The organism is Mesorhizobium sp. P3_B5 (assembly GCF_056402815.1).
In genome coordinates this window covers 120584-144987 of the sequence record NZ_JBFUGR010000001.1, presented here as the reverse complement: position 1 = coordinate 144987, position 24404 = coordinate 120584, and the positions used below count along the sequence as shown (strand labels likewise).

At 62.2% G+C, this 24404-nt stretch carries 22 protein-coding genes; 13 read left to right on the top strand and 9 right to left on the bottom strand.

The annotated features are described in order from the left end of the window. Nucleotides 1-42 precede the first annotated feature (42 nt). The 4 genes from AC1DVW_RS00660 (at nt 43) to gmd (ending at nt 4677) form a co-directional block, all read left to right on the top strand. On the top strand, nt 43-969 hold the full coding sequence (locus AC1DVW_RS00660) for a hypothetical protein (protein WP_477320700.1): 927 nt from the start codon (nt 43-45) through the stop codon (nt 967-969). 7 nt (nt 970-976) lie between these two features. After that, nucleotides 977-1930, top strand: coding sequence for a glycosyltransferase family 2 protein (locus AC1DVW_RS00655; RefSeq protein WP_477320699.1), 954 nt, complete (start codon nt 977-979; stop codon nt 1928-1930). After that, nucleotides 1927-3342 carry a glycosyltransferase family 4 protein gene (locus tag AC1DVW_RS00650; protein WP_477271999.1) on the top strand — a complete coding sequence of 472 codons (1416 nt, stop codon included), beginning with the start codon at nt 1927-1929 and terminating at the stop codon, nt 3340-3342. Before AC1DVW_RS00655 ends, AC1DVW_RS00650 begins: the two co-directional genes overlap by 4 nt. A gap of 294 nt (nt 3343-3636) precedes the next feature. Next, nucleotides 3637-4677, top strand: coding sequence for a GDP-mannose 4,6-dehydratase (gmd, locus tag AC1DVW_RS00645; protein WP_477320698.1), 1041 nt, complete (start codon nt 3637-3639; stop codon nt 4675-4677). Here the strand turns inward: gmd and AC1DVW_RS00640 are convergent. The 4 genes from AC1DVW_RS00640 to AC1DVW_RS00625 form a co-directional block, all read right to left on the bottom strand. Next, entirely contained in the window at nt 4674-5624 is a 951-nt protein-coding gene (locus tag AC1DVW_RS00640; protein WP_477320697.1) for a cytochrome c, read from the bottom strand. The genes gmd and AC1DVW_RS00640 overlap by 4 nt on opposite strands. 9 nt (nt 5625-5633) lie before the next feature. Continuing rightward, on the bottom strand, nt 5634-6071 hold the full coding sequence (locus tag AC1DVW_RS00635) for a c-type cytochrome (protein ID WP_477271995.1): 438 nt from the start codon (nt 6069-6071) through the stop codon (nt 5634-5636). Nucleotides 6072-6251: 180 nt separating this feature from the next. Next, nucleotides 6252-6854 carry a superoxide dismutase gene (locus tag AC1DVW_RS00630; protein WP_477243733.1) on the bottom strand — a complete coding sequence of 201 codons (603 nt, stop codon included), beginning with the start codon at nt 6852-6854 and terminating at the stop codon, nt 6252-6254. A gap of 107 nt (nt 6855-6961) precedes the next feature. Further along, complete coding sequence (locus AC1DVW_RS00625) at nt 6962-7840, bottom strand: branched-chain amino acid aminotransferase (protein WP_477320696.1); 879 nt, start codon at nt 7838-7840, stop codon at nt 6962-6964. Nucleotides 7841-7994: 154 nt separating this feature from the next. On the opposite strand from AC1DVW_RS00625, the gene AC1DVW_RS00620 reads away from it, so the two are divergent. Continuing rightward, nucleotides 7995-8657, top strand: coding sequence for a haloacid dehalogenase type II (locus AC1DVW_RS00620; protein WP_477244030.1), 663 nt, complete (start codon nt 7995-7997; stop codon nt 8655-8657). 171 nt (nt 8658-8828) lie between these two features. Further along, entirely contained in the window at nt 8829-9650 is an 822-nt protein-coding gene (locus AC1DVW_RS00615; RefSeq protein WP_477243729.1) for a L,D-transpeptidase, read from the top strand. Nucleotides 9651-9695: 45 nt separating this feature from the next. On the opposite strand, the gene AC1DVW_RS00610 is transcribed toward AC1DVW_RS00615, so the two are convergent. Next, on the bottom strand, nt 9696-11243 hold the full coding sequence (locus tag AC1DVW_RS00610) for a helicase HerA-like C-terminal domain-containing protein (protein WP_477320695.1): 1548 nt from the start codon (nt 11241-11243) through the stop codon (nt 9696-9698). After that, complete coding sequence (locus AC1DVW_RS00605) at nt 11138-11401, bottom strand: hypothetical protein (protein WP_477243725.1); 264 nt, start codon at nt 11399-11401, stop codon at nt 11138-11140. The genes AC1DVW_RS00610 and AC1DVW_RS00605 overlap by 106 nt, the downstream gene beginning before the upstream one ends. Before the next feature lie 110 nt (nt 11402-11511). Here AC1DVW_RS00605 and AC1DVW_RS00600 point away from each other — a divergent pair, with 110 nt between their 5' ends. Then, the gene (locus tag AC1DVW_RS00600) at nt 11512-12954 is read left to right on the top strand and encodes a methylmalonyl-CoA mutase subunit beta (protein WP_477320694.1); all 1443 of its coding nucleotides are present in this window, start codon (nt 11512-11514) and stop codon (nt 12952-12954) included. Further along, on the top strand, nt 12951-15074 hold the full coding sequence (gene scpA / locus AC1DVW_RS00595; RefSeq protein ID WP_477320693.1) for a methylmalonyl-CoA mutase: 2124 nt from the start codon (nt 12951-12953) through the stop codon (nt 15072-15074). Before AC1DVW_RS00600 ends, scpA begins: the two co-directional genes overlap by 4 nt. Nucleotides 15075-15106: 32 nt before the next feature. On the opposite strand, the gene greA is transcribed toward scpA, so the two are convergent. Continuing rightward, the gene (gene greA / locus AC1DVW_RS00590; protein ID WP_477243719.1) at nt 15107-15580 is read right to left on the bottom strand and encodes a transcription elongation factor GreA; all 474 of its coding nucleotides are present in this window, start codon (nt 15578-15580) and stop codon (nt 15107-15109) included. A gap of 121 nt (nt 15581-15701) precedes the next feature. Between greA and AC1DVW_RS00585 the strand changes: the two genes are divergently transcribed. After that, on the top strand, nt 15702-17078 hold the full coding sequence (locus AC1DVW_RS00585; protein ID WP_477320692.1) for a TIGR03808 family TAT-translocated repetitive protein: 1377 nt from the start codon (nt 15702-15704) through the stop codon (nt 17076-17078). A gap of 140 nt (nt 17079-17218) precedes the next feature. Here the strand turns inward: AC1DVW_RS00585 and AC1DVW_RS00580 are convergent, their stop codons facing one another. Next, the gene (locus AC1DVW_RS00580) at nt 17219-18223 is read right to left on the bottom strand and encodes an asparaginase (protein WP_477320691.1); all 1005 of its coding nucleotides are present in this window, start codon (nt 18221-18223) and stop codon (nt 17219-17221) included. 25 nt (nt 18224-18248) lie between these two features. After that, nucleotides 18249-19415: an acetyl-CoA acetyltransferase gene (locus AC1DVW_RS00575; protein WP_477320690.1), complete on the bottom strand. Its 1167-nt coding sequence runs from the start codon at nt 19413-19415 to the stop codon at nt 18249-18251. Between the two features lie 209 nt (nt 19416-19624). Between AC1DVW_RS00575 and betI the strand changes: the two genes are divergently transcribed. The 4 genes from betI to betA are packed head-to-tail and all read left to right on the top strand — an operon-like array spanning nt 19625 to nt 24384. Continuing rightward, nucleotides 19625-20215 carry a choline-binding transcriptional repressor BetI gene (gene betI / locus AC1DVW_RS00570; protein ID WP_477320689.1) on the top strand — a complete coding sequence of 197 codons (591 nt, stop codon included), beginning with the start codon at nt 19625-19627 and terminating at the stop codon, nt 20213-20215. After that, on the top strand, nt 20212-21741 hold the full coding sequence (betC, locus tag AC1DVW_RS00565; protein ID WP_477320688.1) for a choline-sulfatase: 1530 nt from the start codon (nt 20212-20214) through the stop codon (nt 21739-21741). Before betI ends, betC begins: the two co-directional genes overlap by 4 nt. Beyond that, a complete protein-coding gene (locus tag AC1DVW_RS00560; protein ID WP_477320687.1) occupies nt 21738-22739 on the top strand; it encodes a threonine/serine dehydratase in 1002 nt (333 codons plus the stop codon). Before betC ends, AC1DVW_RS00560 begins: the two co-directional genes overlap by 4 nt. Beyond that, complete coding sequence (betA, locus tag AC1DVW_RS00555; protein WP_477320686.1) at nt 22732-24384, top strand: choline dehydrogenase; 1653 nt, start codon at nt 22732-22734, stop codon at nt 24382-24384. Before AC1DVW_RS00560 ends, betA begins: the two co-directional genes overlap by 8 nt. Nucleotides 24385-24404 lie beyond the last annotated feature (20 nt).

Below are 24404 nucleotides of genomic sequence, written 5' to 3'. Positions count from 1 at the left end.
GTCGATGTCGGCGCCTGAGAAAGCGCTGTGTGTGGTCGCGCGATGCCCAGAAAACTCTCTGACTATGGTCTGAACGATTTCTTGCATCTTAGGCCTCTCACCCAACGGTATAAGACGCTCCGCTACCGTCTTGTCGATGACAAGTATGTGAAGATGCCTGTCCAGTCGACTGAATTCGCCGATATCGTAAGGTGTATCCGCGGCAAGAACGTCATAGCGACGGTCGCCTTTGAGGATCCTGACTGCCTGGCGCTTCACTTGGCTCTTCTCAGGAAATACGTCGTTCTGGATCAGGTGATCGTGTTCGACAATTCCAGGCTTGAAAAGACGCGCGTCGTTAACGCCGAGGTCGCGAACGCTTACCATGCGAACTATGTTTGCTTGCCTCCCAATCCCTGGACAGGCCGTAACGGCAGCCGGTCCCATGGCACAGCCCTCAACTGGATCTGGCACAACGTCCTGAAGCCGGGAGAGCCGAACGCCTTCGGCTTTGTTGATGACGACCTCTACGCCATCGCCCCTACCAATCCGTTTGCTCCCCTGGACAAGTATCCGTACTACGGCGATATCCGCGTGGCAGCAGACCGTTGGTTTCTTTGGGCCGGATTTTGTTTCTACCGTTTCGCCAGCGTGAGCGATCAACCGCTGGACTTTGGGCTCGATTGGTTCGTCGGGCTCGACACTGGGGGCGCAAACTGGGATGTTCTGTATAAGCACTTGCCACGCGACACGTTGCCAGCACGTCCCGTGGAATGGATGTCCATCCTGGCCGGGGTCGACGATCACCAAGCAGGGATCGAACGGCGAGGTGATTGGATCCATGAAGTCGGATGGACCTGGTCGATAGATCCGGTGCTAAATTATCGCAAACGAAAAGCGGTGCTGGAGTTGCTGGCGCCGCATCTGCCGGCTAATTTTCACCTTCCGTGCGAAAGAATGAGCGACCCGCGTTGGGAGCCCGTAAAGTGATGATGTGGTGAGCAGGTTCAGCGCCGAAGTCGCCGTCGTCTTACCCGTCCGCAATGGCGGCATTTTCCTGGACGCTGCGATTGGCAGCATCCGCGATCAGACATTCAGCGATCTTGAGATAATCGTCGTCGATGACGGTTCGACTGACAATACCGCAGAGATAGTGGCCGTCCATGCCGCTCAAGATGAGCGCGTCACGCTCCTGAAAACATCAGGGCAAGGGATCGTCGACACACTCAATACGGGGCTGGCACACACGATCGCGCCACTTGTCGCCAGGATGGATGCCGATGACGTCGCCGAGGCCAGTCGCATCGATTTGCAGCGCAAAGCGATGATGCGAAAACAGGATCTGGTTGTTCTCGGAAGCTCGGCATGGACGATAGACAGCGATGGCAAGTTGGGCGCGCCCATCGACATGCAGATCGATCCTGACCGCATAAGACACCAGCTTCGCACGCAAAATCCAATTCTGCACCCAACCGCAATGATAAGAAATGCGGCCTTAAGGAAAGTGGGCGGATATCGGGGCGGCTTTCCCTATGCTGAGGACTACGATCTATGGCTGCGGCTTTCCCGTGAAGGTCCGATCGGTTCCCTGCCTGATCGATTAATGCGTTTGCGCAGGCATCGCAACCAGACGTCCAGGCTCCACCGGTTGGACCAGAGGGCGGGGGCGGCATTGGCGAGACTTCGATTCTTCAGTCCCCTTGCCGTTGGGCCGGAGACTGGAGTTGCTGCCACCAATGATCCCTTCACCAGCTATCTGACCGCGCGAGTCAACTCAGGCGTCGCATTCGGCGAAAGTRATTGGAAGGAGATAGCCTTGATTCTTCGCGCGTGTCAGGGACGACGAATGTTGGGCAAGAAGCTCAGGAGAGAGATTATCGCGATGCTCTCGGGCCAACTGTCGGTGGCTTCGCTCCTTGCCTTGCGCGTGAAACTGTTGGCCCGCCAGTGAGCCGTCTTGTCATCGATCTGTCGACCCTGCTGCAATGGCACGGACCCGCGGTCGGCATCACGCGCTGCCAGCAGCAATATGCTCTGTATGCGTATCAAAACATCCCAGGAACGGTATTTACCGTCTTTGACCCATCGCAGCTCTGCTTGCGCCCAATCTCGCATCACCTTGTCGAATCCGTGATTGAGGGGCGCACGAAGCTCTACCTCGGGATGTCGAAAATCCCTGGGGAAACGAAAGTTCGTTTCGTCGACACGATTCCACAGTCCTTGCGGATGCCTTTCTTTTGGTTGACGAAATTCAGGCGAACGCTCGCGCTCGCGCTTGAAGAGCGCCGCATTGCTGCGGTCTCGCCAATCGCCGCAAGCAGATGGGCGCGACTGCAAGAGCGGATTCTCAGCCCAAAATTGCGTCGAGTCTTTTTCGACGACCGGGGTCAGAGGGTCAACCTCCCCAGTCTCGACCAGTTGGCCGGCCAAGCCCTGCAATTCGGCAAGAACGACGTCACTGTGGCTATCCAGAACGACTGGACGCATACGGCGATTGGGCCGATTCTGGATCAAAGAGATCGAACGGGCTCGCGACATGTTGTCCTGTGTCATGACATCATTCCGATCCGATTTCCGGAATGGTTCGCTCCACATGATGTCGTGGCTTTCCGCCGCTATTTCGACCTGGCGTTCGCTCGTGCCGATCGCTGTGTTTTCACATCCCGAAACACCATGAAAGATGTGGAGCAGCATTGTCTGGCAAACGGTCTCGAAATGCCTGATTGCCGGATCGTCCCGTTGGGGTCAAACCCTTTCATACCGATCACGCAGCCTTCGCCACTCCCAGCAATGCTGCATCCCAACAGGTTCGCGTTGTTCGTGTCCACGCTGGAACCGCGCAAGAACCATCGCCTCTTGATCCGAGTCTGGCGCCAGCTGATCGAGGACGGAACTATTGGGCGCTCCGGGTTCAAGCTGGTTTTTGTCGGCCGCAAGGGCTGGATGATGGACGAGTTGTTCGCCGAACTCGAAGGCGACGCCATGCTGTCGTCGACTGTCATCCATCTGGAGGGCGTCGATGACGCGACACTGAACTCTCTTTATGAAGCCGCTGCTTTTTGCCTCTATCCACCGCTCTACGAGGGCTTTGGACTGCCACCTGTCGAGGCGCTTCAGCATGGCAAGGCACTGATCGCGTCGAATACAGGTCCCATACCGGAAATTGTCGGCGACTTTGCCATCTGCCTTGATCCAAACGATGAGCAGGCCTGGACCCGGCGGCTGCGCGCCTGGCTCACCGGCGACGCCGAACCTCGAAGACTCGCCGCACACACCAAAGCAGTCTTTCAGTCCGTGACCTGGTCGCAGTCGGCTCGGTTATTCTTTGAGGCAGCTTTGTCTTCGACCTCACGACCGCACTGACACACGGCTGCAAATGCTAAGCGCGCCTTTGTCACCGATTAGGACGGATGCTATCTCGCCAAACTCCCTGCTCGATAAGGGTTATGACCCAGAGCCAGGAATTTAAGCCGGACCACATGAAAAAATCCGGGCCATGGAGAGGAAGGAGCCAGTGCTCTTGGATAGCGGAGATAAGTCCAGGACGAAATCGTAGAAAACGCGTGCTCGGCTCAAATCTTCCTTTGCCTTCGCATCAAAACATCGACATAGCGCACGTCAAAAGCCTCCATAATACAACTCGCAAGGGAAAAGGCCGTGGCAAAAAGGACCGCATTGATAACGGGCATCACCGGTCAGGACGGAGCGTATTTAGCCAGGCTACTGCTTGACAAGGGATACCGTGTAGTCGGCTCCATGCGTCGCACGTCGGGGATTGGAACGTGGCGCTTGCAGGAATTGCAGGTTCTTGGTGACATCGAATTCGAGTCGATGGAACTGACCGAGGAATCTAACGTCCGAACGATTCTGGAGAAGGTCAAACCGGATGAAATATACAACCTCGCGGCTCAAAGCTTTGTGGGGGATTCGTTCACGCAGCCCATTTACACAGCCCAGGTTACCGGAATTGGCGCTTTGAGACTGCTGGAAAGCGTCAGGACCGTCCTTCCCACGGCGAAATTTTATCAAGCTTCAAGTTCCGAAATGTTCGGCAAATCGCAACAGGTTCCGCAGACCGAAAAGACCCCCTTTTATCCGCGCAGCCCTTATGGGATCGCCAAGCTTTTCGCGCATTGGGCCGTCGTAAACTACAGAGAGGCGTTTGGACTACATTGCTGCAGCGGCATCCTGTTCAACCATGAATCGCCCTTAAGGGGGAAAGAATTCCTGCCTCGAAAAGTGAGTCTGGGCATGGCAAAATATGCCGTGAGAGGGGAAGGTCCTTTGAGGGTTGGCAACCTTGAGGCAAAGCGGGATTGGGGTCACGCCAAAGACTATGTCGACGCTATGTGGAGAATGCTGCAGTCGACGCCTGCAATGGATTTTGTTGTCGCGACGGGCAGAACGCACACCGTTCGTGAGTTCATCGAAATGGCCGCTGACGCCAGCGGAATCGCCTTGGATTGGAAAGGAACCGGGCACGACGAGTTGGCAATCGACAGAGCAAGCGGAAACATCATTGTGGCTATCGATCCGACTTTTTATAGACCATCGGAAGTTGACCTGCTTGTCGGGGATCCCTCTCTGGCGAAAGACGTGCTTGACTGGAGGCCATCTGTTCGATTGGAGGATCTGGTCGCCGAGATGGTAGAGGCCGATCTCCGGCGTGTATCTTCAAACGAGATTTCAGGTATCTAGCTCGCCGGCTTTTTGCGCGGCGGATAGCCGTTGGGGTGCGGTGGTATCGCCTTCAGATAGGCTGATATCGCCGCACGATCTTCCGGCGTCAGCTCGGCCATATTCTTCTGCACATCGACCATGGCGCCACCGACGGAATCGAAATCAGGCTTGAAGCCGGTTTCGAGGTAGTTGGCGATGTCGGCCTCCGACCAGTCGCCAATACCGCCCTCGCCCGATGTGATGTTCGGCACGATGCCGCTGCCCTCGGCGGCCGCGGCGCCCGCCAGCCACTGGCTTTTCTTGCTGCCGCCGGTGAAGGCGCGCGGCGTATGGCATTCGCCGCAATGGCCAGGCCCCTCGACTAGATAGCGGCCGGCCTTCACCGGATCCGGCGTGCCGTCGGGCAAGGGAACGACCGGCTGGTCACTCAGATAGAGGCGTTTCCAAAGCCCGAGACCGCGACGGATGTTGAAGGGAAAGCTCAAGGCGTGGTCCGGCGCCTTGCCAGCGACCGCCGGAAGCGTCTTCAGGAAGGCATAGAGATCGGCAATGTCTGATGGTTTCATGCGCGCATAGGAGGCGTAGGGAAAGGCCGGGTAAAAATGCTCGCCGGTCGGCGACACGCCCTTCAGCATGGCGTTGGCCAGATCTTCGACCGACCATGCACCGATGCCGTCCTTGGTATCCTGCGAGATGTTGGGCGGCACGAAGGTGCCGAACGGCGTCTTCAGTTCGAGGCCGCCAACCAGTTGAAGGCGGGCGTCACCCTTCGAGCCCGGCTTCGAATGGCAGGATGTGCAGCCGCCGGCGTTGAAAATGCGCTTGCCCCTGGCGGCATCGCCGGGGCCGAGCTTTGCCACGGTCTCGGCGTCCAGCCTGACCGGCGCCGACAGCACCCAGCCGGCAACCGCGCCGACGCCACCCAGAACAAGGGCGGCGCCGATGAATTTTTTCAGCCAGGGCATCGGCTGCGATCAGCCTTTTTTGACCCTGTAGGTTTGATGGCAGGTGCCGCAATCGCTACCGAGGGTGCCGATCTGCGCCTTGAGCGCGTCGACATCCGCAGGCGCCGCAGCGACCGCCGCTTTGACGTCGGCGATGAATTTGTCGTTGGTTGCCTTGAAGCCGGTCATATCTTCCCAGATCTTCGGCGATGCCGTGGTGTCGCCAGCGTCGCTGCCGGCGGGGAAGAGCGCGTCGACATCGACCTTCTCGGCATTGGCCTGCAGCGCCTGCAATGCGGTGAGCACGGCAGCGGCGTCGAACGGATCCTCACCTTTGACCACTTTCGACAGGCCGCCGACGATCTTTCCACGTTCCTTCATCAGAGCCTGCCGGTCGAGGACCGGATCGGCAAAGGCCGCCGAACCGGCGAGAGCGAACATAGAGATGGCGAGGACAAGCTTTCTCATTCATTTGGCTCCATGATGGACAGAGTTTGGGACAGAACGGTAACGGCGACGATGGGTTGAATATTCCCGGATTTGACCTCGAGGCTGCGTGATTTCTGAAATTATCGGTTTTCTGGAATGTCAGCCCTGGACCCGAAAAAAGAAAAGCCCCGGTTGCGCCGGGGCTTTTCAGCAAATCGATCAGGCCTTGGCCTTCTCGTAAAGCTCGAGGACATGGTCCCAGTTGATGAGACTGTCGACGAAGGCTTCGAGATATTTCGGCCGGGCGTTGCGGTAGTCGATGTAATAGGAGTGTTCCCAGACATCGACGCCGAGGATGGGCGACGCGCCATGGACGAGCGGGTTCTCGCCGTTCGGCGTCTTCGAGATGGCCAGCTTGCCGTCCTTGACGGAAACCCAGGCCCAGCCCGAGCCGAACTGGGTGGTGCCGGCGGCGATGAAGTCGGCCTTGAACTTGTCGTAGCCGCCAAGGTCGCTGTCGACGGCCTTTTGCAGGGCGCCCGGCAGTTTGGTGCCGCCGCCGCCCTTCTTCATCCACTTCCAGAAATGGATGTGGTTGTAGTGCTGGGCGGCATTGTTGAAGAGGCCGGCATTCTTGCCAAACGACTGTTTCACCACGTCCTCGACCGAGAGATCGCCGAGGCCCGCTTCGGCGGCCAGCTTGTTGCCGTTGTCGACATAGGCCTTGTGGTGCTTGTCGTGGTGATACTCCAGCGTCTCCTTCGACATGTAAGGCTGCAGGGCCTCGTAGTCGTAAGGCAAGGCGGGCAATTCAAAAGCCATCGGTCATACTCCTCGTGGAAAAAATCCGGTGTCGATACCGGATAAACATAGGTCTGGATTGGTCTGGAACAACTCCGGGATGAAGCGCCGGTTCCCTTTTTAGCGGCTCAGCCGGCGGAAGTCGAATGCGCCCAATCCCAATAAAGTTCGCGCGCCTTCTTGGCCACCGGCCCGGATTGCAGGTTGCGATCTTCGATGCGCGTGATCGGCACGACTTTCGAATGGTTTCCGGTCGAGAAGATTTCATCCGCTTCGAGGAAATCGCGCACCGACAGCGTCCTTTCGGTGGTCTTGAAGCCGTATTCGCCAAGCAGCGTCATCGTCCTGGAGCGGGTGATGCCGGACAGAAAGGTGCCGTTCGGCGCTGGCGTCAGCACGTGGCTGTCCTTGACCAGGAAAATGTTGGAGCTTCCGGTCTCGGCGACATTGCCCAGCATGTCGAGCACCAGCGCATTGTCGAAGCCGCGCATCTTGGCTTCGAGGATGGCCCTGCCATTGTTGGGATAAAGGCAGCCGGCCTTGGCATTGGTCGGCATGGTTTCGATGGTCGGCCGCCGGAACGGCGACACCGTGACCGAAAAGCCGGTCGGCGAGATCATCGGCGATTCGTAGAGGCACAGGCAGAAACGGGTCGAGACCGGGTCGGCCGGCACGCCCATATAGCCGCCATGCTCGGCCCAATACATCGGCCTGATATAGACCGCCGTCTTGCCGTCGAATTTCTTCAGCCCGTCCCAGGTCAGCCCGACGATCTTGTCGGGGCTCATCGTCGGCTTGAGGCCAAGGGCGATGGCCGAGGAATTCACCCGCGCGGCGTGGAGCTCGAGGTCGGGAGCCACCCCTTCGAACCAGCGGGCGCCGTCGAAGACGCTGGTGCCGAGCCACATGGCATGGCTGCGCGGTCCTAGAATGGCGACGTTGCCTTCATGCCAGTCGCCATCGACGAAGGTCCATGTCACGGATTGCGCCGCTGCCGCCAGTGTCATTGCTTGGTTCCGTTCCGATCCTATCGCGTTCGGTCATTGGAAGATGCTTTGGCCGGCGCCGTCAACCGGCATGAGCCAGATTTTGTTGAGGCCAGCAGAGCTTAGCTACAATCAGCGCTTGCACCTTGCCTTGCCGCGCCTCAAGACTGTTGCCATGCACCATGCAGCCTATGTTTTCGACGCCTACGGCACTCTGTTCGACGTGCACGCCGCCGTGCGCCGTCACGCCGACCAGATCGGACCGGACGGCCAGCTGCTGTCAGAGATCTGGCGCGCCAAGCAGCTGGAGTATTCCTGGGTGCGGACGCTGATGGGCGCCTATGCCGATTTCTGGCAGCTCACCGAACAGGCGCTCGACTTCGCCTTGCGCAAGGTTCCCTCGGCGGACAAGGGGCTGCGGGCCAAGCTGCTCGAGGCCTATTGGCGGCTCGACTGCTACCCGGAAGTACCGGCCGTGCTCAAGGCGCTCAAGGCTTCGGGCGCCAGGCTGGCGATCCTGTCCAACGGCTCGCCTGAAATGCTGGAAGCGGCGGTCAAATCCGCGGCACTCGACCAGGTTCTGGACGACATCTACTCGGTCGACGCGGTCAGGCGCTTCAAGACCGACCCTGCTGTCTACGAGATGGTGACGACGGGCTGGCGCCTCTATCCGAGTGCGGTGTCGTTCCAGTCGTCCAACCGCTGGGACATTGCCGGCGCCACCAAATTCGGCTTCCGGACGGTCTGGATCAACCGCTCAAACCAGCCCGAGGAATACCGCGATTTTCCGCCGGCCCTGATCCTGCCGTCGCTCGAAGGGCTCTTGACCGGCGGCTGAACACCTGTTGCCGCCCAGCAACAGTGGCAGAGCCGCCACAGCTTTGCCTTTGTTTGCCCACCCTCAGGCCAGAATCGGAACCGCCTATCGCGCCGGGCATTGGTAGGGTTAGCGCCGTACCGGCTAGCGTATTGACGCTTTGTTTCTACTTGAGACTTCATAAAGGCAACCATGTTCACAACCGAAATCGAATCCTATCGTGTGAGCCGTCGCGGCTTTCTCAATGCCGCAGCGCTTGGCGCCGCCTCGATTGCGGTTTCCGCTTGCGCCACGGTGGCGCCGCCGGTCGAACCGCCGCCGCCGGCCTATGAAGAGCCCCCCCTCGGTGACTATGCGACAATGTACGGCCCGATTTCAGACAGCGGCTTCGACCTGCCGGCCATCCCGATCAACAAGATGGACCCGCAGTTCTTGCGCCAGATCGTTCCCGACCCGACCGGCCAGAGGCCCGGCACCATCATCGTCGATACGACGAACCATTTCCTCTATCTGGTGCGCGAAGGTGGCCAGGCCATCCGCTATGGCGTCGGCCTCGGCCGCGCCGGCTTCGAATGGTCAGGAGACGCCGTTGTCCAATGGAAGCAGAAATGGCCGAAATGGACGCCGCCGGACGAGATGGTTGCCCGGCAGCCTGAACTGGAGCAGTACAGCGCCAAGAATGGTGGCATGCCCGGCGGGCTAAAGAACCCGCTCGGCGCACGTGCGCTCTATTTGTTCCAGGGCGATGTCGACACACTCTACCGCCTGCACGGCTCGCCCGAATGGAACTCAATCGGCAAATCCGTCTCGTCGGGCTGCGTGCGCCTGATGAATCAGGACATCATCGATCTGTTCGACCGCGTGCCCTCGAAGTCGCCGGTGATCGTCACCGCCAATGTCGGTCAGGACATGGTTGCGACGGCAAACCGCAGAGCCATTCCGATCGATGCCGGCGTGCCGGAAGGATCCATCCTGCTCGGCCCGGTCAAGGCGATCACCAACTCGATCTTCTGATCTGCCGAAGCGAAGGAGCGGCGGGCTTTCGCCGCTCCGGCTTTCTCAGCGTCCTCTGGACAGGCTCCCCAATATGCCGCGCACGATGGCGCGGCCGACAGACGAGCCGACCGAACGCACCACCGATTTGATCGCGGCTTCGGCCACCGTCTGGCGATTGGACGGCCGCGGCGCCGGCGCCCGCCGGCCGGTGGGCTGCGGCGCCGGATCGTCATTGCCAAAGCCGGGGATGGTCCAGCGCGAGCGGCCGCTGTCTGCCTGCTGCGCCTGTTCTTCGGCGTCCTGGGCATCCTTGGCTTTCTTCTGCAGCATCTCGAAGGCCGATTCGCGATCGATGGTCTCTTCGTATTGTCCCGCGACCGGGCTCTCGGCGATCAGCTTGCGGCGCTCGTCTGAAGTGATCGGGCCAAGCCGCGATGATGGCGGGCGGATTAGCGTTCGCTGCACCATGGACGGCACACCCTTGGTTTCCAGCGTCGAGACCAGCGCCTCGCCGGTGCCGAGCAGAGTGATGGCGGTGGCGCAGTCGAAGTCGGGATTGGGCCGGAAGGTGTCGGCGGCGGTCTTCACCGCCTGCTGCTCACGCGGCGTATAGGCGCGCAGCGCGTGCTGGACGCGATTGCCGAGCTGGGCCAAAACCTTTTCGGGAATATCCAGGGGGTTCTGGGTGACGAAATAGACGCCGACCCCCTTCGAGCGGACCAAGCGAACCACCTGCTCGACGCGGTCGATCAGCACCTTCGGCGCTTCGTCGAAAAGCAGATGCGCCTCGTCGAAAAAGAACACCAGCTTCGGCTTGTCGGGGTCGCCGACCTCGGGCAATTCCTCAAACAGCTCCGACATCAGCCAGAGCAGGAAGGTTGCGTAGAGCCTGGGGTTCATCATCAGTCTGTCGGCGGCAAGCACGCTGATGGCGCCGCGGCCGTCACGCGTGGTGCGCATGATGTCGGCGATCCGCAGGGCCGGCTCGCCAAAGAAGTGCGTGGCGCCCTGCTGTTCCAGCACAAGCAGCGTGCGCTGGATGGCGCCGACCGACGGCTTGGTGACATTGCCGTAACGGGAGCTTATCTCCTCGGCGCGGTCGGCGATGTTGGCGAGCAGCGCCTGCAGGTCCTTCATGTCGAGCAGCAGCAGCCCGTCCTCATCGGCGATGCGGAAGGCGATGTTCATGATGCCTTCCTGCGCCTCGGACAGGTTCATCAGCCGCGATAAAAGCAGCGGCCCCATCTCCGAAACGGTGGCGCGGATCGGATGGCCCTGCTCGCCGAACAGGTCCCAGAAGATGACCGGGAATTCCTGGAAATCATAGGGATCGAGCTCGACCTGCGCGGCGCGCTTGACCAGGAAATCCTGGGCTGTGCCCATCATGGCGATGCCGGACAGGTCGCCCTTGATGTCGGCGCAGAACACCGGCACGCCGGCATTGGAGAAGCCCTCCGCCAGAATCTGCAGGGATACGGTCTTGCCGGTGCCGGTGGCGCCGGTGATCAGGCCATGACGATTGCCATATTGCAGCAAAAGCTGTTCGGCGCGCTGATAGCTGTCATCGGGCTTGCGGCTGGCGCCAAGGAAAATGCTGGTGTCGTCAGCCATATGTCGGTCTCCGCAAAGCTGATGGCATCGATGCCCGATCCTTTGAAGGCCCGATCTTTTGAGGGCAAAGCGGCCTCGCCGCAGGTATAGTCAGGCCATTGCGCAGCGACAATGGCCATCGTCGAAATGGCTTTTTGCCGCTTGCGGATTTTGCGCATGTTTGGCAATCGGTTGCTGGTTCGCGGTCAGCATGTTGCATTGTGATATCGAACCGGGGACCGTAGACTGACGTTTCAGGCTGATGCGGCCGACAAAATGAGGAATGTGGATGGGCGCCGGTGCCTTGACCAGGGATGACGACCTTCCGAACGCTGACCGGCAGCGATGGCTGGCATTGGCGGAGAAGGCGCTCGCCGGCGGTTCCTTCGAGGAAAAGCTGGTCTCCCATACCGACGATGGCATCCGCATCGAGCCGCTCTATGATCGTTCGCTGACGGCTGAACCGCTGGTCCGCGTCAATCCGAGATCGCCGTGGATCGTCAGCCAGCGCATCGACGATCCGGATGTCGGGCGTGCCAAAGCCCAGGCGATGGACGACGTCGCACAGGGCACCACGGGATTGTCGCTGGTCTTCGAAGGGGCGCCGAATGCGTTCGGCTATGGCCTGCCGCGGACGGCGAAGGCGCTGGAAACGGTTCTGGACGGCGTGCCGCTCAACCGCATCCAGGTGCGCATCGACGCGCATCCGTGGAGCCGCGCCGTGGCCGACTGGCTGGTGGCGTTCCTCGGTAAACGCCGCTCCGACCCAGCCAAGCTCAACCTCTCCTTCGGCATCGATCCGGCGGCGATCTTTGCTGGCACCGGCCGGCTGCGCATGTCGATCGAGGCCTTGCAGGCATCGATGCCGCAATCGCTGGCGCATTTCTTCTCGATGGGTGTGCCCGGTGTCCTTCTGGAGGCGGACGGGCGGGTGTTCCACAATGCCGGCGCCACCGAGGCGCAGGAGCTCGGCACCATGCTGGCCTCGGCGGTCTCCTATCTCAGAATGTTCGAGCAGGCGCGCCAGCCGCTTGTCTATGCGGCTCCGCATATCGGCTTTGCGCTGAGCGTCGACCAGGATCAGTTCCTGTCGATGGCCAAGGTCCGGGCGCTGCGCCGGCTGTGGGCGCGGATCCAGGAGACTTGCTCGATCCCCGCCTCGACCGCCAATGTCCACGCCGAAACGTCGTTCCGCATGATGACGATGGCGGACCCGGAGACGAACATCCTGCGCACCGCGATCGCCGCTTTTGCAGCTGCCGCCGGCGGGGCGGATTCGATCTCCATCCTGCCGCACACCATCGCGCATGGCTTGCCGGCCGGCTTTGCCCGCCGCGTCGCGCGCAACGCGCAACTGATCATGGCCAATGAAAGCCATATCGACCATGTCGCCGACCCCGCCTATGGCTCGGGCGCCGTCGAAGCGCTGACTTTGGGCCTCTGTGAAGCCGCCTGGGACGAGTTCCAGAAGATCGAGGCCGAAGGCGGTGTGCTGTCCAGCCTGAGCCAAGGCCATATCCAGGAACGGGTCAAGGCGGCTGCCGCCCGCCGCAACGCCGCCTATCTGGCCGGCGAAAGGGCGATTATCGGCACGACGCTTTATCCCCAGACAAGCGAACGTCCGGTCGAGACACTGGCAGCGGAGCGGCGGCCAGCCTTCACCGAAGGTGTGGCGGTGTGCGAGCCGCTGTTTCCGATGCGCATCGACCAGTCGATCGGAGCAGCATCTTGATCCCGGATTTCAGCCAGATAGGCTGGGTGCCGCCACGCCGCGCGCCGGTCGAAATCAAGGGCCAGCGGCTGACGCCGGAAGGCCTGATCGCCAAGCATCTGTACAACCAGAGCGACCTCAAGGGGTTGCCGAACCTGGGCACCTATCCTGGTATGCCGCCCTTCGTGCGTGGCCCCTATCCGACCATGTATGTCCAGCAACCCTGGACGATCCGGCAATATGCCGGCTTCTCGACAGCCGAAGAATCCAACGCCTTCTACCGGCGCAATCTTGCCGCCGGTCAGAAAGGCCTGTCGGTCGCCTTCGATCTCGCCACCCATCGCGGCTACGATAGCGACCATCCGCGCGTGGCCGGCGATGTCGGCATGGCGGGCGTGGCCATCGATTCCATTCTCGACATGCGCCAGCTGTTCGACGGCATCCCGCTCGACGAGATGACGGTGTCGATGACCATGAACGGCGCGGTGCTGCCGATCATGGCGCTCTACATCGTGGCGGCGGAAGAACAAGGCGTTGCGCAGAAGGATCTGGCCGGAACCATTCAGAACGACATTCTGAAAGAGTTCATGGTACGCAACACCTACATCTATCCGCCAAAGCCTTCGATGCGGATCGTCTCCGACATCTTCTCCTACACGTCGAAGCACATGCCGAAGTTCAATTCGATTTCGATCTCCGGCTATCACATGCAGGAAGCGGGCGCGACAGCCGACCTCGAGCTCGCCTACACGATTGCCGACGGCATCGAATATGCTCGCGCCGGCGTCGCCGCCGGCCTCGACATCGATCGTTTCGCCCCGCGGCTTTCCTTCTTCTGGGCGATCGGCATGAACTTCTTCATGGAAGTCGCCAAGCTGAGGGCAGCGCGCCTTTTGTGGTCGAGCCTGATGAAGAAGAATTTCGCGCCGAAGGACGAGCGCTCGCTGTCGCTGCGCACCCATTGTCAGACTTCGGGCTGGTCGCTGACGGCGCAGGACCCGTACAACAACATCATCCGCACCATGATCGAGGCGATGGCCGCGACGCAAGGCCATACGCAGTCGCTGCATACCAATTCCTTCGACGAGGCGATGGCGCTGCCGACCGACCATTCGGCCCGCATCGCCCGCAACACACAGCTCATCCTGCAAAAGGAGTCCGGCACCACGCGCATTGTCGACCCGTGGGGCGGTTCAGCCTATCTCGAACGGCTGACGCATGATCTGGCGGCGCGCGCGCTTGCCCATATCGAGGAGGTCGAGAGCCTCGGCGGCATGGCCGCTGCGATCGAAAAAGGCATACCCAAGCTGCGCATCGAAGAGGCGGCGGCGCGCACGCAGGCGCGCATCGATTCCGGCGAGCAGATGCTGGTCGGCGTCAACGCGCATCGCCCCGAGAACGACATCGACGTCGATGTGCTGAAGATCGACAATGCCGAAGTCAGGGCGCGGCAATTGTCGAAGCTGCAACGGCTGAAGGGCACACGCGATGTCGCCGCTGCCGAGAGCGCGCTCGATGCCCTGACCCGTGCCGCCGAGAGCGGTGAAAATCTCCTGGAATTCGCCATCCGTGCCGCGCGCGCCAATGCCACGGTCGGCGAGATTTCATTGGCGTTGGAAAAGGTCTTCGGCCGCCATGTCGCTTCGGTGCAGACGATCTCCGGCGTCTATCGCAACGCGCTCGGCGACAACCCGGTGGTCGACCGGCTGCAGGAAAAGATCGAGGCCTTCGAGAAGAAAAACGGCGGCAAGCCGCGCATCCTCGTCGCCAAGATGGGACAGGATGGCCATGATCGCGGCCAGAAGGTCATCGCCACCGCCTTTGCCGATCTCGGCTTCGACGTCACCGTCGGCGCGATGTTCCAGACGCCGGAAGAGATCGCAAAGCTCGCGGTCCAACATGACGTGCATATCATCGGGGCTTCATCGCTGGCAGCGGGGCACCTGACGCTCATTCCCGAACTGCGCGACGCGCTGAAGAAGCTCGGCCGCGAAGACATGCTGATCGTCGCCGGCGGCGTCATCCCGCCACAGGATTACGACGCGGTGCTGCAGGCGGGTGCGGCGGAAATCTTCCCGCCGGGCACGGTCATCCCGGAAGCGGCGGACCGGCTGATGGACCGGCTGCTGGCTGGCGGTTAGAGGCGCCAATCGGCGCACCAGAGGTGAAAGCTCTAGCTATCCGAGAGCTTCACGATTTCCCATTCCTTGCCGTTGACGCTCGCCACGTCGCCGACCTTCTTGCCGTACAAGGCCAAGGCCATGGGCGAGACATGGGAAATGCTGCCCTTGGCAGGGTCTGCCTCGTCCTCGCCGACGATCCTCCAATGCACCTTCCTGTCGTCATCGCCTTGCAGCGTGACACCCATGCCAAAGCGCACCAGATCGCTGCCGGGCTCCGGCACGGACAGCTCGGCGCTCTCACGCCGTGCGGTCCAGTAGCGCAGGTCGCGCGACACCAGCGCGATGCGCTCGCGCTCGGCTTTCTTCTCCGCCTTGGCCAGTTCATCGCGCAGACTAGCCAGTTCCTGCTCGATCTGCGCCAGGCCGTGTTCCGTCACCAGATTGCGGTGCTGGCTGACCGGCCGCTCGCCGATACCGGCAATGGCGTTTTCGCTGTCTTCCTCGCGGGTGAAAGCTCTGCTCATGCATCGAATTTAGGCGCGTCGCTGCGACTGCACAAGCCATTGCCGGCAAGCCGATCTCAGGGCCCGCGGCGCCTGGCACGAATCCTGCGATATCACGACCGGACGCCAGGATTCTGTGCCGATGTTGAACAGACGAACGCTGCTGACGCAGACTGCCGGCTTTGCCGTGATCGGCCTCTCGCTCGGCAAGGCAGCCGCTGCCAGCCTGCCCGGCATCGAGAAGGCCTCGATGCGCGGTTCCATCAACGCGACCGATCTCGGCCTGCAGCCCGGCACGCTTGACGACCAGAGCAAGGCCTTCGCCAAGCTGTTGCGGGATGCCAGCGAGCGCGACATGCCGGTGTTCCTGCCGCCGGGCGCCTATGTCGTGTCCAACCTCACCTTGCCCGCCCGCGTCAGGCTCTCCGGCGTGCCCGGCGCCTCGCGCATCGTCTATGGCGGCGACGGCCATTTGCTGATGACCGAACAGGCTGAACACATCGAACTCACCGGGCTGGTGTTCGATGGCGCCAACCGCTGGATGGCCGATTACGCGCAAGGCCTGCTCGATTTGCGCCGCGTCGCCCACCTCGTCGTCGACAATTGCCGGATCACCGGCAGCGGCAAGCACGGACTGGCGCTCGAGCACGCGTCGGGCCGCATCGAGCGCTCCGAAATATCGGGGGCGGCGGACGCCGGCATCTACTCCGTCGAGGCCGGCGGTCTGGAAATATCAGGCAACACCGTGTCCGACTGCGGCAATGGCGGCATCCTCGTGCATCGCTGGCAAGTGGCGGAAGACGGCACCATCGTCAGCGGCAACCGCGTCCAACGCATTGGCGCCCGCAGCGGCGGAACCGGCCAGAACGGCAATGGCATCAATGCCTTCCGCGCCGGCAAAGTCTCGATCTCGGGCAACATCGTCTCCGACTGCGCGTTCTCGGCGATCCGCGCCAACAGTTCCAGCAATTTGCAGGTCTCCGGCAATACCTGTTCGCGGTCAGGCGAAACGGCGCTCTATTCCGAATTTGCCTTCGAAGGGGCGATCCTCAGCAACAACATCGTCGACGGCGCCGCCAACGGCATTTCGATCGTCAATTTCAACGAAGGCGGACGCATGGGCGTGTGCTCCGGCAACATCGTGCGCAACCTCTCGACGTCAGGCCCCTACCCTGCCGATGCGCCCGGCTTCGGCGTCGGCATCAGCGTCGAGGCCGACACCACGGTTTCCGGTAACGTCATCGAGAATGCGCCGCTCTACGGCATGCAGATCGGCTGGGGCGCGTATATGCGCAATGTGGTGGCGACCGGGAACATCATCCGCAAGGTGGGAATCGGCATCGCCGTCACCGTGGTCGAAGGCGCAGGAACGGCGGTCATCTCCGATAATGTCATCGACGGCGCGAAAAACGGCGCCATCATTGGCCAGCGCTGGGCCGAGCCGGTGACCGGCGATCTCGCCTCGCTAGGCAATGCGGGATACGCGCATCTCACTGTCGAGCGCAACCACGTCAGCTAGAATTCGGGTGAGGCCGGCCTGCAAATGGTGGCTCCCTCCGCTCCGGTACTCACGTACCAAAGTACGCTCCGTTCCGGTTCTCGGAACCCACCATTTTCGGCTCGGCCTGACCCGAATTTTCACCGAGAGGCGTGTATTCGTCAGCTAAGCGCAGCCGTCGGCCGTAGCGCGCCGACCTTGGCGCCGATCCGGCTTGCGATGGCTGGATTTGCCTGTTCGGTCAATGTCGCGGCGAGAGCCGCGTCGGTCCGTAGCAGCTTGGCCAGCACGGTGGCGATCATCGCCTCGGCGGCGCGGCCGGCGCCATCATCGCATTTCAGCGCAATGCCAAGACCAAGTTCGGGAACGGCAGCGCAATAGACGCCTTCGGCGCCAGTCTTGACGAAGATGCGGCCGGGCGCGGCCTGCATCAGCGCGACATCCGCCTTGCCGGTGCCGGCGACGAGGAACGGCTCGGCCATGCAGGCCGACAGCAGCCGCTTCGCCGCTTTGGCGCGCTCGGGCGCGAAGCCCCTGCCCGTCGCCATGCGGGCAAAGCCGAGAGCAAAACTGCGCAGCGGCACAGCGTAGGTCGGGATCGAACAGCCGTCGGTCGCCCAATCCTCGGCACCGTGGCTCGCGCCGGTCACCGCTTGCATGGCATCGCGCACCATCTCCTGCTGCGCATGGCCGGCCTTGACGTAGCCGTGGTGGTCGATGCCGGTGTGGACGCAGGTGCAGAGGAAACCCGAATGCTTGCCGGAGCAGTTGTTGTGCAGCGGGTTCGGCACGCGGCCGGTGCGGGCCAACGCAATCTCCGCGTCGTGGCTCGATGGCCAGTGCGCGCCACACTCCAGGGCGGTCTCATCGAGGCCGGCCTTGGTCAGCATCGCACGCGCCAGTTCGACATGCGCCGGCTCGCCGGAATGCGAGGCGCAGGCCAGCGCCAGCTCGCGGTCGCCGAAGCCATAGGCATCGGCGGTGCCACTTTCGACCAACGGCAGCGCCTGGATCGCCTTGACCGCCGAGCGCGGGAACACCGGGCGCGTCGTGTCGCCGATCTCCAGGAACGGCTTGCCGTCGGCATCGAAGACCGCGACGGCGCCGCGATGGCCGCTCTCGACGATCGCGCCGCGCAAGACCTCGACCAGAACCGGATTTGTCATGTCACCTCCCGTAAATGCGGGCGGTTTATCTGATCCGGTCGAGAATGGAAACGTAGTTGGCGACCGCGGCACCGCCCATGTTGAAGATGCCGCCGAGTTTTGCGCCCGGCACCTGGATGCCGCCGGCCTCGCCGACAAGCTGCATGGCGGTCAGCACATGCATGGAGACACCGGTGGCGCCGATCGGGTGGCCCTTGGCCTTCAGCCCGCCGGAGGGATTGACCGGCAGCCGGCCGTCCTTCGCGGTCTCGCCGCTCAAGGCGAGCTTCGCCCCCTCGCCCGGTTTGGCCAGACCCATCGCCTCATATTCGATCAGCTCGGCGATGGTGAAACAATCATGCGTCTCGACGAAGGACAAATCGTCGAGCGTGACGCCGGCCTGCTTCAGCGCCTGGTTCCACGCCTGCTCGCAGCCTTCGAAGGTCAGGATGTCGCGCTTCGACATTGGCAGGAAATCCTGCACATGCTGGTTGGCGCGGAAGGCAACGGCACGGCGCATCTTCAGCGCGGTTGCGGTGTCGGCAAGGATCAAGGCCGCGGCGCCGTCCGAGACCAGCGAGCAGTCGGTGCGCTTCAAGGGACCGGCAACGAAGGGGTTTTTTTCGCTTTCCTGGCGGCAGAACTCATAGCCGAAATCCTTGCGCATCTGCGCATAGGGATTGTCGACGCCGTTCTTGTGGTTCTTGGCGGCGATCATGGCAAGCGCATCCGACTGGTCGCCGTAGCGCTGGAAATAGGCTTGCGCGATCTTGCCGAAGACGCCGGCAAAGCCAGCCGGCGTGTCGCCGTCCTCGGGCAGATAGGAGGCCTTGAGCAGGTTCTTGCCGATCTCGGGGCCGGGCGTCGTCGTCATCTGCTCGGCGCCGACCACCAGCACGATGCGAGCGGCATTGGCATCGATGGCGCGGATGCCTTGCCTGACCGCCGCCGAGCCGGTGGCACAGGCGTTCTCCACCCGCGTCGCCGGCTTGAAGCGCAGCCGGTCGTCGGCCTGGAGAACCAGGCTTGCGGTGAAATCCTGGGCGGAAAAGCCGGCGTTGAAGTGGCCGAGCACGATCTCGTCGACCTCGTCCGGGCCGATGCCGGCATGGTCGAGCGCGTCCGTTGCCACCTTGACGATCAGGCTCTCCAGCGTCTCGCCTTCGAGCTTGCCGAAGCGCGAATGCGCCCAGCCGACGATGCATGCTGTCATCTCAACCTCCATCCTCGACGCCAGCCTAGCACGTCCTGCGGCGCCTGCGCTTCGAATATTGTTCAATCATGAACCGTTTTCCTCGCCGCGTGAAGAGCCAGAAACGCCTGTCGTTGGGCCACCTGATCTTCGCATCGAAATCGCACTGGATTTTTGTTGATTGATCCGTCAATAAAAAATAATCATGGCGGCAAGAGCCGGGAACAACAATGCCGAAAGTCGGAATGGAGCCATTGCGCCGGCGGGCGCTTATCGACGCGACGATCTCGGCGATCGGCGAGCGCGGCTCGCTTGACGTGACCATGTCGGAAATCGCCGGGCGTGCCGGCGTGTCGTCGGCGCTGGCCCATCACTATTTCGGCGCCAAGGACGAACTCCTGCTGGCGACGATGCGCTACATCCTGGCCGAGCTGACCGCCGACACGTTGCGCGCCCTGGGTTCGGCCACCACGCCGCGTGAGCGCGTCTCGGCGGTGGTCGCCGTCAACTTCTCCGACGTCCAGTTCCATCCGCAAACGATTGCCGCCTGGCTCGCCTTCTATGTCGAGGCGCAGAAATCAGTGGCATTGCGCCGGCTGCTCAAGGTCTATGCGCGGCGCCTGCACTCCAATTTGCTGAGCGGGCTGACCGGCATCCTGCCGCGCAGCGAGGCCGACCGCGTTGCCGAAGCGACAGCGGCAATGATCGACGGGCTCTACATCAGGCGTGCGCTGAAGGACGGCGTACCCGATGCCGCGACCGCGATCGCCTTGATCGAGGACTATTTGGAAATCAAACTCAGCGGGCGGCAGCAGCAGTGACAGCCAGGCGACCCAACTTCCTGATCGTCATGGTCGATCAGCTCAACGGCACGCTGTTCCCCGACGGGCCGGCGGACTTCCTGCATGCGCCGCATCTGAAGGCGCTGGCCGCGCGTTCGGCGCGCTTCAAGAACAACTACACGGCGTCGCCGCTCTGTGCGCCGGGCCGCGCTTCGTTCATGAGCGGGCAGTTGCCATCGCGCACCGGGGTCTACGACAACGCAGCCGAATTCGTCTCGTCGATCCCCACCTTCGCCCATCATCTGCGCGCCGCCGGCTACTACACCTGCCTGTCGGGCAAGATGCATTTCGTCGGGCCGGACCAGTTGCACGGTTTTGAGGAACGGCTGACCACCGACATCTATCCCGCCGATTTCGGCTGGACGCCGGACTATCGCAAGCCCGACGAGCGGATCGACTGGTGGTATCACAATCTCGGCTCGGTGACCGGCGCCGGTGTCGCCGAGACCACCAACCAGATGGAATATGACGACGAGGTCGTGTTCCTGGCCACGCAGAAACTCTATCAGCTTTCGCGCGAACAGGACGATGCGAAGCATCGGCCCTGGTGCCTCACCGTTTCCCTGTCGCATCCGCACGATCCCTACGTGGCGCGCAAGCAATATTGGGATCTCTATGAGCATTGCCAGGCGCTGGACCCGGAAACGGGATTCATCGCCTATGACGATCAGGACACGCATTCGCAGCGGCTGTACCGCGCCAGCGACTATTCGTCCTTCGAGATTACCCCTGAGCAGGTGCGTCGTTCGCGGCGCGGCTATTTCGCCAACATTTCCTATGTCGACGACAAGCTCGGCGAGCTTCTGGACGTTCTCGGCCGCACGCGCATGCTCGATGACACCATCATCCTGTTCTGCTCGGACCATGGCGACATGCTCGGCGAGCGCGGCCTGTGGTTCAAGATGAGTTTTTTCGAGGGCTCGGCGCGAGTGCCGCTGATGATCGCCGGCAAGGGTGTCGCGTCGGGCCTGATCGAGGCGCCGGTCTCCAATCTCGACGTGACGCCGACGCTTTGCGACCTCGCCGGCATCGACATCGGCGCGATCGCACCGTGGACCGACGGCCAGTCGCTTCTGCCGCTTGCCAAGGGCGGACAGCGCATGGCGCCGGTGTTGATCGAGTATGCCGCGGAAGGCTCCTCAGCGCCGCTGGTGGCGATCCGCGACGGTAAATACAAATTCGTTCATTGCGAGCTCGACCCGCCGCAGTTGTTCGACCTCGAAGCCGATCCGCTCGAGCGCGACAACCTCGCCGGCGATCCGGCAAACGCAGCTCTGGTGGCGGCGTTCATGGACAAGGTCCGGGCGCGCTGGGACATGGCGGCTTTCGACGCTGCCGTGCGCGAAAGCCAGGCGCGCCGCTGGGTCGTGTATCCGGCGCTGCGCAACGGCGCCTATTACCCTTGGGATTTCCAGCCGCTGCAAAAGGCCTCGGAGCGCTACATGCGCAATCACATGAACCTCGACAATCTCGAAGAGAGCAAACGGTATCCGCGAGGCGAATGATGACAAATCTTGTCCCCACCCTCGACCACCTTAGGCAGGCCTATGCCGTCACCTCCAGGGCGACGCAGATCACGCCGCTGCTGGAATCGGCAGCCCTTGCCCACGAGACCGGTGCGGCGCGCGTCTTCATCAAGCCGGAATCGCTGCAATGGGCCGGCTCGTTCAAGGTGCGCGGCGCCTATTGGCGGCTGAAGAAGCTGTCGGTTGACGAGGCCAAAAAGGGTGTCGTCGCCTACTCCTCCGGCAATTTCGCGCAAGGGCTGGCCGCCGCCGGCCAGGCGCTCGGCATTCCCGTCACCATCGTCATGCCGATCGATGCGCCGGCCGCCAAGCGCGACGCCACGGCCGGCTATGGCGCGCGCGTCGTGCTGACCGATCATGGCGATCGGGCGCGTGAGGAAGTTGCCGCCGCCAAGGCACGCGAGATCGCCGAGACCGAGGGCCTCATACTGCTCCATCCGTTTGACGATCCGGAGATCGTCGCCGGCCAGGCGGGCGCTGGGCTGGAGGCGCTCGACCAGCTAGCCGCCAAGGACGCCAAGGCCGATCTGCTGTTCTGCTCGGTCGGCGGTGGCGGACTGATCGGCGGCGTCTCGCTCGCCTTCCATTATCTGTCGCCGAAGACCGAGATCATCGGCGTCGAGCCGGAGGGTTTCAACGGCATGGGCGCATCGCTGGAGCATGGCGCCATCGAGACCATGCCGATCGCCCCGAAGTCGATCTGCGACGGGCTGATGTCGCGACGGCCCGGCGACGCGCCGTTCGCGGCGGTGAAGGCTGCCGGCGTTCGTGGCATCACTGTCGACGACCAATCGGTGCGCAGCGCGATGCGGATCGCCTTCGAGCGGATGAAGCTGGTGCTCGAACCTTCGGGCGCCGCGTCGCTGGCAGCACTGCTCGGCGGCAAGGTGGATGTGGCGGGTAAAACCGTCCTGGTTGTGGCTACCGGCGGCAATGTCTCGCTCGCCGACTTTATGGCGCATATGAACCATGCTTGAAGCAGATTTCGTCATCATCGGCTCCGGCTCGGCCGGCTCGGCCATGGCTTACCGGCTGTCGGAAGACGGCAAGCATTCGGTCATCGTCATCGAGTTTGGCGGTACCGATATCGGGCCGCTGATCCAGATGCCGTCGGCGCTGTCGATCCCGCTCAATATGAGCCTTTACGACTGGGGCTTTGCCAGCGAGCCGGAGCCGCATCTCGGCGGCCGCGTGCTGGCAACGCCGCGCGGCAAGGTGATCGGCGGCTCGTCCTCGATCAACGGCATGGTCTATGTGCGGGGACATGCGCGCGACTTCGACCACTGGGCCGAACAAGGGGCGACCGGCTGGGGCTTCGCGGACGTGCTTCCCTATTTCAAGCGCATGGAAGACTCGGACGGCGGCGAGGATGGCTGGCGCGGCCATGGCGGCCCCCTGCATGTCCAGCGCGGCCCCAGAAGAAATGCGCTCTATGGCGCCTTCGTCGAGGCAGGCCGCCAGGCCGGTTTCGAACTGACCGACGACTACAACGGATCGAAGCAGGAAGGCTTCGGGCCGATGGAGCAGACCATCCGCGGCGGCCGCCGCTGGTCGGCGGCGAGCGCCTATCTGAAGCCGGCTTTGAAACGCAAGAATGTCAGTGTGGTCAAAGGCTTCGCGCGGCGGGTGATCATCGAGAATCAACGCGCCATCGGCGTCGAGATCGAAGCTCACAAACAGATTCAGGTCGTTAAGGCACGACGTGAAGTGATCGTTGCCGCATCGTCGATCAATTCGCCAAAGATCCTGATGCTGTCCGGCATCGGCCCGGCCGAGCATTTGCGCGAAAACGGCATTGCCGTGGTGGCCGACCGGCCCGGCGTCGGTCGCAATCTGCAGGATCATATGGAGCTCTACATCCAGCAGGAATCGACACAGCCGATCACCCTGAATTCGGTGCTCAACCCATTCTCGAAAGCATTGATCGGCGCGCAATGGCTGTTCTTCAAAACCGGGCTCGGCGCCACCAACCATTTCGAGGCGGCCGCCTTCGTGCGCTCGCAGGCCGGCGTCGACTATCCCGACATTCAGTATCATTTCATCCCGGCGGCGGTGCGCTATGACGGCAAGGCGGCGGCGCAGTCGCACGGTTTCCAGGCGCATGTCGGGCCGATGCGGTCGAAGTCGCGCGGCTCGGTGACGCTGCGCTCGCCCGACCCGAAATCGAAGCCGGTGATCCGCTTCAACTACATGTCGCATCCGGACGACTGGACCGAGTTCCGCCATTGCATAAGGCTGACCCGCGAGATCTTCGGGCAGAAGGCATTCGACGCCTATCGCGGCAAGGAAATCTCGCCGGGCTCGCACGTCCAGTCGGACGACGATCTCGATGTCTTCATCAGGGATCACGCCGAGAGCGCCTACCATCCTTGCGGCACCTGCAAGATGGGTCGTGCCGACGATATGATGAGCGTGGTCGATCCGGAATGCCGGGTCATCGGCATCGATGGGCTGCGGGTCGCCGACTCCTCGATCTTCCCGCGCGTCACCAATGGCAACCTCAACGCGCCGTCGATCATGACCGGCGAGAAGGCCGCCGACCACATTCTGGGCCGCACGCCACTGGCGCCGTCCAACCAGGAACCCTGGATCAATCCGCGCTGGCAGGTGGCGGATCGATAGGGCATTGTCGGGCGGAGTGC